We start from the raw sequence: 14077 nt of genomic DNA, 5'->3' as shown, positions 1-14077 counted from the left end.
TTGAGCCCCGTTACATCTTCGGCGCAGAAACCCTTATTTAGACCAGTGAGCTGTTACGCTTTCTTTAAAGGATGGCTGCTTCTAAGCCAACCTCCTGGTTGTTTTGGGATTTCCACATCCTTTCCCACTTAGCCACGAATTAGGGGCCTTAGCTGTAGGTCAGGGTTGTTTCCCTCTCCACGACGGACGTTAGCACCCGCCGTGTGACTCCCGGATAGTACTCTCAGGTATTCGGAGTTTGGTTGGGTTTGGTAAGACGGTAAGTCCCCCTAGCCCATCCAGTGCTCTACCCCCTGAGGTATTCATCCGAGGCGATACCTAAATATCTTTCGCGGAGAACCAGCTATTTCCCAGTTTGATTGGCCTTTCACCCCTAACCACAAGTCATCGGAGACTATTTCAACAGGCACCCGTTCGGTCCTCCAGTGCGTGTTACCGCACCTTCAACCTGCTCATGGCTAGATCACTAGGTTTCGGGTCTAATCCAACGAACTTGACGCCCTATTCAGACTCGCTTTCGCTACGCCTTCACCTATCGGCTTAAGCTTGCTCGTTAAATTAAGTCGCTGGCCCATAATACAAAAGGTACGACGTCACCCAGAACGTATCTTGGGCTCCGTCTGTTTGTAGGTGTCCGGTTTCAGGTCTATTTCACTCCCCTCGTCGGGGTGCTTTTCACCTTTCCCTCACGGTACTGGTTCACTATCGGTCGCTGAGGAGTACTTAGGCTTGGAGGGTGGTCCCCCCACGTTCAGACAGAATTGCACGTGTTCCGCCTTACTCGAGGATACATCATCGCATTACCCGTACGGGGCTATCACCCTCTGAGGCCCTGCTTTCCTGACAGGTTCCGGTTGTCTTTGATGTATCACTGGCCTGGTCCGCGTTCGCTCGCCACTACTAACGGAGTCTCTGTTGATGTCCTTTCCTCCAGGTACTTAGATGTTTCAGTTCCCTGGGTTTGCTTGAAACCTCCTATTTTATTCAGAAGTCTCATACCTTCTCTTGATAACCGGAAATCCAAAACCTCTCGCATCTCTGCACGAGGTCTCGGTCCCGATCATTTCTGGTCAAGCCCCAAAACTCAAAGTCAAAGACTTGAGGTCTTGGAGTTCCGGCTATCGAAGGTGGGTTTCCCCATTCGGAAATCCGCGGATCAAAGCTTCTTCGCAGCTCCCCACGGCTTATCGCAGCGTAGCACGTCCTTCATCGCCTCTCAGCGCCAAGGCATCCACCGAACACCCTTAAGGCACTTGATTGCTCTCATTATCAATGTCCACACACTCGGCAGAATGTTGTCTGCACAATTGCCTTGCGGCACGCGCCCTCGATGAACGCTATGTGCAGCCGGACACTGATTAGAAAGACCAGCTTGCTTCGTAAGATCGTTCCGATAGCGAGGCGGTCAAGCTTCGCTAAAAGGATCATTTACAACCCGCCATCAACCTCACGGTTGAAAGCGAGCGCCGAAATGACCCGGAGATAATGAAGGCTCGCGCAACAATTTGCTGCACGATCCAACTCGGATCGATCTCCTCTTTACGATGTCAGAAATCACGCATGTCACTGTCCATCCGGACTGGTGAATGCGGAACGATGTTTTCGCGGACGATTGGTAAGATACCCGGCAATCAAACCATCTGGTGGAGCCAGACGGGATCGAACCGACGACCTCATGCTTGCAAAGCACGCGCTCTCCCAGCTGAGCTATGGCCCCGTAACCAGAAGACGAATGCTTCACAGCGGTCCTTGAGCAGCATTTCCTTCAAGAGAAAACGCACTCGATCAAATGGTGGGCCTGGGAAGACTTGAACTTCCGACCTCACGCTTATCAAGCGCGCGCTCTAACCAACTGAGCTACAAGCCCCTGACACGAGGAGCATCAAAAGGCGCGCAGCCGGCTCGCGCCGGATGCGTCGCACTAGCGCTTAAGCCCCTGGCGCGTGTTCGTCCGCGAAGAAAGAGAAACGAAGACGGCGAAATCCCGCCAATGGAGCTCAACAGTCTGGCGACTGATGGCCCCTGATGTTTCTAAAACGATCCGATAGCGAGCGTGAGCTCTCTGAAGGATCATCCTTAGAAAGGAGGTGATCCAGCCGCAGGTTCCCCTACGGCTACCTTGTTACGACTTCACCCCAGTCGCTGACCCTACCGTGGCCGGCTGCCCCCTTTCGGTTAGCGCACCGTCTTCAGGTAAAACCAACTCCCATGGTGTGACGGGCGGTGTGTACAAGGCCCGGGAACGTATTCACCGTGGCGTGCTGATCCACGATTACTAGCGATTCCAACTTCATGGGCTCGAGTTGCAGAGCCCAATCCGAACTGAGACGGCTTTTTGAGATTTGCGAAGGGTTGCCCCTTAGCATCCCATTGTCACCGCCATTGTAGCACGTGTGTAGCCCAGCCCGTAAGGGCCATGAGGACTTGACGTCATCCCCACCTTCCTCGCGGCTTATCACCGGCAGTCTCCTTAGAGTGCTCAACTAAATGGTAGCAACTAAGGACGGGGGTTGCGCTCGTTGCGGGACTTAACCCAACATCTCACGACACGAGCTGACGACAGCCATGCAGCACCTGTCTCCGGTCCAGCCGAACTGAAGAACTCCGTCTCTGGAGTCCGCGACCGGGATGTCAAGGGCTGGTAAGGTTCTGCGCGTTGCGTCGAATTAAACCACATGCTCCACCGCTTGTGCGGGCCCCCGTCAATTCCTTTGAGTTTTAATCTTGCGACCGTACTCCCCAGGCGGAATGCTTAAAGCGTTAGCTGCGCCACTAGTGAGTAAACCCACTAACGGCTGGCATTCATCGTTTACGGCGTGGACTACCAGGGTATCTAATCCTGTTTGCTCCCCACGCTTTCGTGCCTCAGCGTCAGTATCGGGCCAGTGAGCCGCCTTCGCCACTGGTGTTCTTGCGAATATCTACGAATTTCACCTCTACACTCGCAGTTCCACTCACCTCTCCCGAACTCAAGATCCTCAGTATCAAAGGCAGTTCTGGAGTTGAGCTCCAGGATTTCACCCCTGACTTAAAGACCCGCCTACGCACCCTTTACGCCCAGTGATTCCGAGCAACGCTAGCCCCCTTCGTATTACCGCGGCTGCTGGCACGAAGTTAGCCGGGGCTTATTCTTGCGGTACCGTCATTATCTTCCCGCACAAAAGAGCTTTACAACCCTAGGGCCTTCATCACTCACGCGGCATGGCTGGATCAGGCTTGCGCCCATTGTCCAATATTCCCCACTGCTGCCTCCCGTAGGAGTTTGGGCCGTGTCTCAGTCCCAATGTGGCTGATCATCCTCTCAGACCAGCTACTGATCGTCGCCTTGGTGAGCCATTACCTCACCAACTAGCTAATCAGACGCGGGCCGATCTTTCGGCGATAAATCTTTCCCCGTAAGGGCTTATCCGGTATTAGCCCAAGTTTCCCTGGGTTGTTCCGAACCAAAAGGTACGTTCCCACGCGTTACTCACCCGTCTGCCGCTGACGTATTGCTACGCCCGCTCGACTTGCATGTGTTAAGCCTGCCGCCAGCGTTCGCTCTGAGCCAGGATCAAACTCTCAAGTTGGACTTGAAACTTTGAACCGGCTGATCACAACGTTTGACGAGGTCCACACCGAAATCGCGCAACGATTCACATCGCTGGCGACCTGACCTCTCGCAAAAGAGATCATGGTGTAACCTTATTCAAAACGTGTACCGCCGAAGTCTTTCGTCCGATCCCGAAAGATGAAAGCCGAAGCCCTCACCCAACTTCGAGATCCGCAAGGACTCCGCCGTCCACGTTTCTCTTTCTTCATCTTTACTTGTCAAACAGCCCGGGGTCCGAAAACCCCTCTCCCATGACCGGGAGCATTACCCGCCCGAAACCTTCCGAAGAAGCTTCTCGGGCATCTCACTCGACGACAAATGACAACCGGTTTCCACCGGCTGCTGATTCACTCATCTCAGTGAGGAGCTTCACGGGCACGAATACTTGTTTCGGCCGAGGGCCAAAACAGCGCCGCGCTCAGTGGGGCGGTTTATAAGCCCGCCTCATCGGCGTTGTCAACGCCTGATGTCAACAAATCGTCGCATCGCGTCGAGAATTTTGCGGCGCGCTCAAACCCCTGCTTTTAGGGCCGAAACGCCGTACTTGAGCCACAATCCTGCGACGTTCTGGCGTACATAGGTGCTGAATCGCCTTATGCCAGTGGGGGCGGCAGGCGATGAGAATACCCGGGGAAAGGCGAAGACCACCCATGTGCCCATCGCCTCTCTCTCACGGACAAACAACTTCGAAGAGATCTATACCCGATTAGCATTCGTGATGTCGGCCGCGCTTTCGGCTCCTTTGTCGCGAATAGTCATGCGGTACGCCGCGCTTCCCGTTCCCTGATTTGAGGTGCGGTTCAGGAACGGCGCAGGGTCTCGTCGAAAGCCGATGGAATTTTGGGGGATGGCGGTTTGAGCCACAGGACGTCACGTGGGGGCGGATACGGACGTGACATGGGGGTCATCGACCTCGGTCACGAGCCCCCGCTTTCTGTCGACGGAACCGAGGCTGCGGTCATCGACCGCCGTCGCGTCTCGGTCCAGTGGTTCAGCGGCACCATTTTGACGGGTCTTTGCGGCGCAGCCCTGATCGGCGGCGCCGTTTTTGCCTCGCTCGACGGCGAGATGACCTTCGCCAAGCTGCCCGAACGGGTCGAGGGCGCGCTTCGCGGCGCCTTCAGCGCCAACGATCACGTCGCCCTGCATAAGAGCGATCGGCTGCCGCCGCCGGGTGACGCCAACGCGTCGCGCAACGTCGTGCGGGTTTCAACGGTGACGCGGGTCGGCAACCGCGACGTCATGCGGGTGCGGCCGTTCATCCGCATTTCCGGCAACCTGTCGCTGTCGACGAGCGATCTCTCGGCAAAAATCCCCCCATTCAATGCCCAGCGTCTGCTGACCGATGTCGGCAGCAACACGCCGGCGGCCTCCGAAGATCCGAACAACCCGGACGCCGTGGAGCCTGACGCCGAGGTGTCCTTCGTCACCAAGGAGCTCGGGCCGGTTCTGAGCAAGGCCAAGATCACCGCGACGATCGCGCTCGACGAGGTCAGGATGCGGGTGCGCGAGGCCTCGAACTGGCATGGCAATGGCGGCGGCGTGAAATACGCATCGCTCGCCAATGCCACCGCCGACATCAGCGGCGCACAGGGCGGTCTCAAGCTCGCTTATGCCACCGAAGGCAACGTGGCCGACCCCTATGCCGGGTTCGAGACCCGGATCGTACCCGAGAACGTCACGTTGCTGCCGAAGACCAAGGATCAGATCACCGGCGGCAATCCGGTCGGCGAGCGCGTTCATGTCGTCAAGAAAGGCGACACCGTCGTCTCCGTCCTGCGCGAGCAGGGCGCAACACCGGAAGAGGCAAGGGCCATCGCCGCCACGCTCGGCCCTCGCGGCCGCGATGGCGGCCTGAAGGAAGGCCAGAAGCTTCGCATCCTGATGGCGCCGGCCGGTCCCGGCCAACGGCTACAGCCCTGTCGCGTGATCGTCGCCAACGATTCCACCATCGAAGCCGTCTCAGCCTTGTCCGATCTCGGCAGATACGTCGCGGTCGACGTGCAAAGCATGAACACCGCCGCGGAGACGGCCGCCAGCAACGGCGGCAATGATGACGATGAGGAGGATGATGGGACCGGCGTCCGCCTCTATCAGAGCATTTACGAGACCGCGCTGCGCGACAAGGTACCCCAGAACGTCATCGAGGACATGATCCGCATCTATTCCTATGACGTGGACTTCCAGCGCAAGGTGCAGCCGGGCGATTCCTTCGACGTGTTCTTCGCCGGCGAGGACGAAGGCTCGACAAGCAGCAACGAAAAGCCCGAAGTGCTGTTTGCTTCGCTGACGGTCGGCGGCGAAACCAAGAAATATTATCGCTTCCAGACCCCGGACGACGGGGTGGTCGATTTCTATGATGAGAGCGGAAAGAGCGCGAAGAAGTTCCTGGTCCGCAAGCCCGTCAACAACGCCATCATGCGCTCCGGCTTCGGATCCCGCCGCCATCCGATCCTCGGCTATGTGAAGATGCACACCGGCGTCGACTGGGCGACCGCCTACGGCACGCCGATCTTCGCCTCGGGCAACGGCGTGGTCGAAGTCGCCGGCTGGGAAGGCGGCTACGGCAAGTACGTCAAGATCAAGCACAACAACGGCTATGAAACCGCCTACGGCCACATGTCGGCTTTCGCCAAGGGGCTCGAAGTCGGCAAGCGCGTGCGGCAGGGCCAGGTCATCGGGTTCGTCGGCTCGACCGGGCAGTCGACCGGCGCCCACGTCCACTACGAAATCCTCGTCAACGGCCGCTTTGTCGACCCGATGCGCGTCAAGCTGCCACGCGGCCGATCGCTGGAAGGCTCGCTGCTGGCGGGCTTCGAGAAAGAACGCGACCGGCTCGATGCGATGATGAGCGGACACGCCTCCCGCGTCTCCGATGCCAGCGGTCCCATTCAGCTCAGCACCCGCTGAAAACCCCGCAACGTTGGGCTCGCAACCTGGGGCGGTCGCCGCACGACCGCCGTCCCCGCCGATTACATTGCGGTGCTGACGGCACGCAGACATCAGAAGCCCCGGACGCGGAAGTGGTCCGCGTACCGGGGGGTCCGTTCATTTCAGTCTGTCAGTTCAGCTTGCGCTTCGGCGCCGGCGCTTCAAACTGCGCGATCTCCGCGGTCTGGCGCGCCTTGCCGTTGAAGGTCAGCACGTTGCCTTCCGCCGAAATCGCCACATGCTCGCCATCGTGAATCTCGCCGGCCAGGATCATCTCGGCGAGCGGATCCTGCAAATTGCGCTGGATCACCCGCTTCAGGGGACGCGCGCCATAGGCCGGATCCCAGCCCTTGGCGGCGAGCCAGTCGCGCGCCGCCGCATCCAGCGTGAGCGTGATCTTGCGCTCCTCCAGAAGCTTCGACAGCCGGGCGAACTGGATCTCGACGATCCGTCCCATCTCGCTCTTTTGCAGCCGATGGAACAGGATGATCTCGTCGACGCGGTTGAGGAATTCGGGCCGGAAATGCGCGCGTACCGCGCCCATCACCAACTCGCGGACGGCTGACGTATCCTCGCCTTCCGGCTGACTGACCAGGAAATCCGAACCGAGATTCGAGGTCATGATGATCAGCGTGTTGCGGAAATCCACGGTGCGGCCCTGACCATCGGTGAGGCGGCCGTCGTCGAGCACCTGAAGCAGCACGTTGAACACGTCGGGATGCGCCTTTTCGATCTCATCGAACAGCACGACCTGATACGGCCGCCGCCGCACCGCTTCCGTGAGCGCGCCGCCCTCGTCGTAGCCGACATAGCCGGGAGGTGCACCGATCAGCCGCGACACCGAGTGCTTCTCCATGAACTCCGACATGTCGAGACGCACCATCGCGGTTTCGTCGTTGAAGAGATATTCCGCGAGCGCCTTGGTCAGCTCGGTCTTGCCGACGCCGGTGGGGCCCAAGAACATGAACGAGCCCATCGGCCGGTTCGGATCCTGCAAGCCGGCACGCGAGCGGCGCACGGCGGTCGAAACCGCACGCACGGCTTCGGCCTGCCCAACGACGCGCTGGCCAAGGCTCGCTTCCATCTTCAGGAGCTTGTCCTTTTCACCTTCCAGCATCTTGTCGACCGGCACGCCGGTCCAGCGCGAGACCACCTGCGCGATGTGGTTGGCGGTGACCGCCTCCTCCATCATCTCGCCCGCATTTTCCTTGGCCTCGATGTCGGCGAGCTTTTTCTCAAGCTCGGGAATGCGGCCATAGGCGAGTTCGCCGGCGCGCTGAAATTCGCCTCGCCGCTGCGCATTGGCGAGTTCGATCCGAAGGGCGTCGAGTTCGCTCTTGAGCTTCTGCGCGTTCGACAGCTTGTTCTTTTCCGCGCTCCAGCGCGCGGTCAGCGCCGCCGACTTTTCCTCGAGTTCGGCGAGTTCCTTCTCGAGCGCCTGCAAGCGGCTCTTCGAACCGGCATCGCTTTCCTTTTTCAGCGCCTCCTGCTCGATCTTGAGGCGGATGATTTCGCGATCCATCGAATCCAGCTCTTCCGGCTTGGAATCGACCTGCATCTTCAGCCGCGCCGACGCCTCGTCCATCAGGTCGATGGCCTTGTCGGGCAGGAAACGGTCGGTGATGTAGCGGTTCGACAGCGTCGCCGCGGCGACCAGCGCGGAGTCGGTGATGCGCACGCCGTGGTGCTGCTCGTATTTGTCCTTCAGGCCGCGCAGGATCGAGATCGTGTCCTCGACCGAGGGTTCGGAGACGAAGATCGGCTGGAAGCGCCGCGCCAGCGCGGCATCCTTCTCGACGTGCTTCTGATACTCGTCGAGCGTGGTGGCGCCGATGCAATGCAATTCGCCGCGTGCCAGCGCGGGCTTCAGCAGATTGGACGCATCCATCGCGCCATCGGCCTTGCCGGCGCCGATCAGGGTGTGCATCTCGTCGATGAACAGGATGATCGAGCCCTCGGCCGAGGTGACCTCGGACAACACGGCCTTCAACCGCTCTTCGAACTCGCCGCGGTACTTGGCGCCCGCGATCAGTGCACCCATGTCGAGCGACAACAGCCGCTTGTCCTTCAGGCTCTCCGGCACGTCGCCGTTGAGAATGCGCAGCGCCAGACCTTCGACGATCGCGGTCTTGCCGACACCGGGTTCACCGATCAGCACGGGATTGTTCTTGGTGCGGCGGGAAAGCACCTGGATGGTGCGTCGGATTTCCTCGTCGCGGCCGATCACCGGATCGAGCTTGCCGTCGCGCGCCGCCTGCGTCAGGTCGCGCGCATATTTCTTCAGCGCGTCATACGCGTTCTCGGCGGTCGCGGAATCCGCGGTGCGGCCCTTGCGCAGGGATTCGATCGCGGCATTGAGGTTTTGCGGCGAGAGACCGCCGTTGCGCAAGAGGTTGCCCGCCTCGCCGTCCTTGGTGAGCGCAAGCCCCAGGAGCAGTCGTTCAACTGTGACAAAGCTGTCGCCGGCCTTCTCGGCCGCCTTTTCAGCCGCATCGAAGGCCCGCGCCAGGTCGGGCGCCAGATAAACCTGGCCGGCGCCGCTGCCGGAAACTTTCGGTAATTTGTTGAGCGCCTCTTCGGTCGCTTTGAGGATGGCGCGGGAGTTGCCGCCGGCGCGGTCGATCAGGCCGCTCGCCAGACCTTCATTGTCGTCCAGCAGGACCTTGAGCATGTGCAGCGACGAAAACTGCTGATGCCCCTCGCGCATGGCCAGCGATTGCGCGGACTGGACAAAACCCCTCGCGCGTTCGGTATATTTTTCGATATTCATGTCATTCCCTCAGCCTGCCGGAACCACCCTGAAAAGGCATGGCAAACCGGCATCTTCATTGGGTTTCCGCACGCCGCGTTGACATTCCTCAACCGGGCACAGCCGTCACCGGCGCCTGATGGAGTCTCTTGCGCCGGCTTGAGGCAAATGTGGGAAGGGGTGCCGGCAAACGGAAGAGGCATCCTCACAAATTCGTGTGCGCTGGCGAGGCGGTCCGGAATCCCTTAAGAAACGGACATGTCCGCACAAATCGCGCGCCTTTACCGCTATCCCGTCAAGGGCCTCTCCGCCGAGCCGCTGTCGCAGGTTTCGCTCGGCATCGGCCAGACCCTGCCCGCCGACCGGCGCTATGCGATCGAAAACGGCCCGTCCGGCTTCGACCCCCAGGCGCCTGGGTGGCTGCCCAAGATCCAATTCCTGATGCTGATGCGCAACGAGCGCCTGGCCGGACTCCAGACCCATTTCGACGACGACAGCAATCTTCTGACCATCCGAAAGGACGGCGCGGTGGCGGCGCGCGGCGATCTGGAGACGGCGGGGGGCCGTGCCGCGATCGAGCAGTTCTTCGCGGCGAATTTTGCTCCCGAGCTCAGGGGACCGCCCAAGCTGCTCTCGGCGCAAGGCCACAGCTTCTCGGACATCGCCCGCAAGGTGGTCTCGATCATCAACCTTGCGAGCCTTGCAGCCATCGAGGGCCTCGTCGGCCACGCCGTTCATCCGGTGCGGTTCCGCGCCAACATGTATGTGGCGGGATGGCCGGCCTGGCATGAATTCGAACTGCTCGACCGCACGCTTGTCGTCGGCGATGTCCGTCTGAAGGTGGTCAAGCGCATCAAGCGCTGCGCCGCCGTCAATGTCGACCCCGACACCGCCATGCGCGATCTTGAAATCCCGGCCACGCTGGAGCGGAGACTCGGCCATATGGATTGCGGCGTCTATGCCGAGGTGATCGCGCCCGGCACGCTTCGCGTCGGCGACGAAGTTGCGGCCGAACAGCCGCAGCTAGTGTAGCGACGCGATAGAGGCGACCCGCACCGCCGTCATTCCGGGGCAATGCGCCAGCATCGGGCCCGGAATGCATCGAACGCCGCAACGACTGGAGGAATGGATTCCGGGTCTGGTCCTTCGGACCATCCCGGAATGACGAGGGCTGGATTACCGCTCAATTCGGCATGACGTAGGCGTAGATCCGGCTGCGCGAAATCGGGGCTTCCCGCACGCGGTTGCCGTTGTTGCCGGAGATCATGACCGGATTGCCTGAGGCGCCGATGCCGGTAATGATGCCGACGTGGCCGCCACCGCGCCGGCCCATCACCGCGATCGCACCGACCTGCGGGCCCGACACGCGATGGCCATAGCTTGCGAACGAGCTCGCTGCGTCCGAGCCGGTGCCGCGGTGACCGGTACGCGCAAGCACCATGTTCATGAAGCGCGCGCACCACAGGCTGGCGCGGCCGGTCGGATTGCCGCCGAGATAACGGCGCGCTTCGCTGATCAGGTCGGACGAAGCGGAGCCGCCTGAGCGAGAGTTCGATCCAAGGCTGGCATAGCTGTTGGAGAAGCCGCGCCTGTGCATCGTGGCGACGCCCTCGTCCCAGCGCGATCGCCGCGCCACATGGCCGTGATGCGCACGGGAATAGGCGAAGCGGCGTCGCGTGCGATGCCCGCTTTCATGGGCATGAGCGAGCCGCCGGGGGCCGTGATGTGACCGTGCCGCAGCCGGCGCGGCAGAGGCGGCGAAAGCCGTCGAACACAACGCCAGCACGACCAGCGACCGGCGAAACGGAGATTGATGCATCCTCGATTGATCCTTTTCTTAGAACACCCTTTCCCCACCGGCCGCCAGTGTCCCGGTCCTGACATTCGTATCGTGCCGCTGCAGGACCGACAGGAACGTCAGAGTCGCTTCACCAGGCGGACGGCACCCGGGCGCGTCAAAAAGAAATTGCGATGTGACGAGAGCAAGACGGGATGCGGCAGCCCGCGCCCGATTCGAAGGTAATTCCGCGCATATTCGATGACCAAAAGAAGCGCTCTTGCCTCATTGCAGCCGTGAGCATTAACTGCGACTTCGGGTCGTGGCGCGTTCGCGCCGAAGAGCGCGAGACGACAAAACAACGGGAGAAAGAAGAAATGCCGCATGCCATCACGCAGGACCAGGTGAAGCTCTATTTCGAAGAGGCAGGCAGCGGCACGCCGATCCTCTTCCTGCACGAATTTGCGGCTGACTACACCAACTGGGAGCCGCAGATGCGCTACTTCTCGCGGGGCCACCGCTGCATCGCCTATTCGGCGCGGGGCTACACGCCCTCCGATGTGCCGCCCTCGGCGGACGATTACACTTACAAGCACTTCTATACCGACGCGATCGCGGTGCTCGATCATCTTAATATCGCGAAAGCGCATTTCGTCGGCCTGTCGATGGGCTCCTATTCCTCGCTGCAGGTGGCGCTCAATGCGCCGGAGCGCATCCTGTCGATGACGCTTGCCGGCGTCGGCTCCGGCTCTGCCATCGAGAGCCTCGACACCTTCCGCAGGACCTGCCGCGACACCGCCGACCAGTTCGACAGAATCGGCTCGGCGGAAGTCGCCAAGGTGACGCGGGAAGCGCCGGGACGGATTCCCTTCCTGGTCAAGGACCCGCGCGGACACGCCGACTTCTACGCCGCGCTTGCCCGGCACGATTCAAAAGGCTCCGCCAATACCATGCGCGGCTTTCAGGGTGGCCGGCCCTCGATCTACACCATGGCTGACGCGATCAAGCAGGCGCAGACACCGGCGCTGATCATCTGCGGCGACGAGGACGATGCCTGCGTGGAGCCGAGCCTGTTCCTGAAGAAACATCTTCCCGCATCGGGCCTGACCTTCTTCCCGAAATCGGGCCATGTGCTCAATCTGGAAGAACCGTCGCTGTTCAACGAAATGGTCGAACGCTTCATCGCGCTGGTCGAGGCCAGCCGTTGGGGACCGCGTGATCCGAGGTCGATGCTCGCGTGACAACGAACAGGCTGTCGTCACGCCACGCCGCAAACCGTCATTCCATGACCAAACTCGTAAAGAACGGCTTGGTGACCTCGGCGTCCGAAGGCGGCTTCTCGTCAGACGCTTCAACCGTGATGAATTCGTTCTGACACTTCCAACAGTGCCACAGGTCCTGGACTTGCCGCGAAGTCACGTGTTCATCCCATTCAAGGCTGACCAACTCGGAGCCGCATCGAGGACATTTTGCATGGTGCTGATGTGAAATCGACGTCATGTTGTATCTCCCTCTTTCCCACGTGGCACCATGCGCCGCCTGGAAGCCTGGGACATGATCCAGATCAAAGGTCCTGCGGTCATTTGCGAGGGTTTTGCAATCAGGCGATCGCAGCTCGGAAGGCGAATTCGCGGAGCGCAACCCGCGGCCGACGGGCCAGAGAAGGTGGCAGGGTACGCCTTCCGCCTTCGCTCGCCGAACTTCGGCGGACCTGTCGGCTAACTCAGCCCTACGCGCTTCGGCCATGTCCACTTCGCTCCGATAACGAGCGTTTCTGTGCCACTGCGCAAATGATCCGATGGGCCAAGGAGCGACATGGCGACGATAGCGCATTCTTCAATGACAATGTTGTCCTGGCTTGGTTCACGACAGTTCGCCCGGCCGGGATCCCGGCCGGGCGATTGTGTTGCGCAAAAACGGTTGGTGCGGAAAAGACGATTAAAAGCCGCTACGGAAGCACCGTCAGTGATGATGTTTCATTGCGGGCGCGGGAGGCAGCAGCACCGTGTCGATCACGTGGATGACGCCGTTAGACGCCTCGATATCGGGCTGGACCACATGCGCATCGTTGACCGTGACGCCCATGGTGCCGTTCACGTTCAGCTTTTGCCCTTCAAGGGTGGCCACCTGCAGCGACTTGCCGGCGACGTCTGCGGCCATCACGCGGCCGCGCACGACATGATACTTGAGAATTGCTGCCAGCTTGGCCTTATTCTTAAGCAGGGAGTCGACCGTCCCCGGCGGCAGCTTGGCGAAAGCGGCGTCGTTCGGTGCAAACACGGTGAACGGGCCCTTGCTCTTCAGCGTGCTGACTAGGCCGGCCGCTTTGACCGCCGTCACCAACGTTTTGAACGAGCCGGCGGAAACCGCGGTATCCACGATATCAGCGGCACGTGCGCCCGACGCGCCGACGAGGGCCATCAGCATGGCAGAGCCCATCACGAACGAACGAATAGCATTCATAAAAATCTCCCTAAGGTGATCTACCGAGGCAGCAACCCGGCTCAGACAGGTTGCTGCGCTCATTGCAACATTGCGTGTCATTGACGGGCCTTAGAACGGACAGCGACGCGCTATGGATTTCAGGAATGCTTCACGAGGTCGTGAGCGACCGCTTCGGGTCATTGGCGATCGACGCCATGCCGGTCGCCTGAGACTGGATGTCCGCTTTGCTATGGAAGCGGGCGTGATGCTGGGGCGAGACAATATGTCGAGGCGGCCATCAACGAAGCTGCGATCTGGCGCCGCCATTCCGATCAAGCGGCTGCTGCTTCGGATTCTGTTGCCCGACCCGCCCCCGCGCGCGCGGGTCAAATCTCCATAAGCAGAAGCCGAAGGCTCCGCCCAGGACCGCGCCAGCGATTGCGCTCGCGACGATGACATGAGATTGGCTTCGTGAATCTACGAAAGCGACCAGCTGAGTAACGAACCTCGCGCAGGTGACTGTGTCTTCCAAGACAGCCCTCTAGCCGCTGAGGACGAAAGCCGTTGAGACGGTTGCGGGTTGCCGAAGAAGACAGGACATCGG

Annotated in this window: 6 protein-coding genes, 2 tRNA genes and 2 rRNA genes; 3 read left to right on the top strand and 7 right to left on the bottom strand. The window is 60.5% G+C overall.

What is annotated here, in order from left to right:
- The 4 genes from NEZ08_RS18660 to NEZ08_RS18645 form a co-directional block, all read right to left on the bottom strand.
- A 23S ribosomal RNA gene (locus NEZ08_RS18660) occupies positions 1–1259 on the bottom strand; the annotation flags it as partial.
- A 382-nt stretch (positions 1260–1641) separates the two neighbouring features.
- Positions 1642–1717, bottom strand: a tRNA-Ala gene (locus tag NEZ08_RS18655).
- Positions 1718–1790: 73 nt separating this feature from the next.
- Positions 1791–1867, bottom strand: a tRNA-Ile gene (locus NEZ08_RS18650).
- A 213-nt stretch (positions 1868–2080) separates the two neighbouring features.
- Positions 2081–3569 (bottom strand): 16S ribosomal RNA (locus tag NEZ08_RS18645).
- 878 nt (positions 3570–4447) lie between these two features.
- Between NEZ08_RS18645 and NEZ08_RS18640 the strand changes: the two genes are divergently transcribed.
- Positions 4448–6502, top strand: a complete 2055-nt coding sequence (locus NEZ08_RS18640; protein WP_298110048.1) for a M23 family metallopeptidase — start codon at positions 4448–4450, stop codon at positions 6500–6502.
- Positions 6503–6653: 151 nt separating this feature from the next.
- On the opposite strand, the gene clpB is transcribed toward NEZ08_RS18640, so the two are convergent.
- A complete protein-coding gene (gene clpB, locus NEZ08_RS18635) occupies positions 6654–9293 on the bottom strand; it encodes an ATP-dependent chaperone ClpB (RefSeq protein WP_298110045.1) in 2640 nt (879 codons plus the stop codon).
- Between the two features lie 237 nt (positions 9294–9530).
- On the opposite strand from clpB, the gene NEZ08_RS18630 reads away from it, so the two are divergent.
- Entirely contained in the window at positions 9531–10304 is a 774-nt protein-coding gene (locus NEZ08_RS18630) for an MOSC domain-containing protein (RefSeq protein ID WP_298110043.1), read from the top strand.
- Between the two features lie 151 nt (positions 10305–10455).
- Here NEZ08_RS18630 and NEZ08_RS18625 read toward each other — a convergent pair whose 3' ends face one another.
- A complete protein-coding gene (locus tag NEZ08_RS18625; protein WP_298110040.1) occupies positions 10456–11091 on the bottom strand; it encodes a TIGR02594 family protein in 636 nt (211 codons plus the stop codon).
- Between the two features lie 335 nt (positions 11092–11426).
- Here NEZ08_RS18625 and NEZ08_RS18620 point away from each other — a divergent pair, with 335 nt between their 5' ends.
- Positions 11427–12290, top strand: a complete 864-nt coding sequence (locus NEZ08_RS18620) for an alpha/beta hydrolase (protein WP_298110037.1) — start codon at positions 11427–11429, stop codon at positions 12288–12290.
- A 721-nt stretch (positions 12291–13011) separates the two neighbouring features.
- Here the strand turns inward: NEZ08_RS18620 and NEZ08_RS18615 are convergent.
- On the bottom strand, positions 13012–13476 hold the full coding sequence (locus NEZ08_RS18615) for a fasciclin domain-containing protein (RefSeq protein WP_298110055.1): 465 nt from the start codon (positions 13474–13476) through the stop codon (positions 13012–13014).
- Positions 13477–14077: the final 601 nt, after the last annotated feature.

The organism is Bradyrhizobium sp. (assembly GCF_027451485.1).
Classification (GTDB): domain Bacteria; phylum Pseudomonadota; class Alphaproteobacteria; order Rhizobiales; family Xanthobacteraceae; genus Bradyrhizobium.
This window is presented reverse-complemented; position numbering and strand designations above follow the sequence as displayed.

What these genes read in the sequence shown, in the direction of transcription:
- clpB (WP_298110045.1), bottom strand. Translation starts at nt 9,293, where the DNA reads ATGAATATCGAAAAATATACCGAACGCGCGAGGGGTTTTGTCCAGTCC.
- NEZ08_RS18630 (WP_298110043.1), top strand. Translation starts at nt 9,531, where the DNA reads ATGTCCGCACAAATCGCGCGCCTTTACCGCTATCCCGTCAAGGGCCTC.
- NEZ08_RS18625 (WP_298110040.1), bottom strand. Translation starts at nt 11,091, where the DNA reads ATGCATCAATCTCCGTTTCGCCGGTCGCTGGTCGTGCTGGCGTTGTGT.
- NEZ08_RS18620 (WP_298110037.1), top strand. Translation starts at nt 11,427, where the DNA reads ATGCCGCATGCCATCACGCAGGACCAGGTGAAGCTCTATTTCGAAGAG.
- NEZ08_RS18615 (WP_298110055.1), bottom strand. Translation starts at nt 13,476, where the DNA reads ATGCTGATGGCCCTCGTCGGCGCGTCGGGCGCACGTGCCGCTGATATC.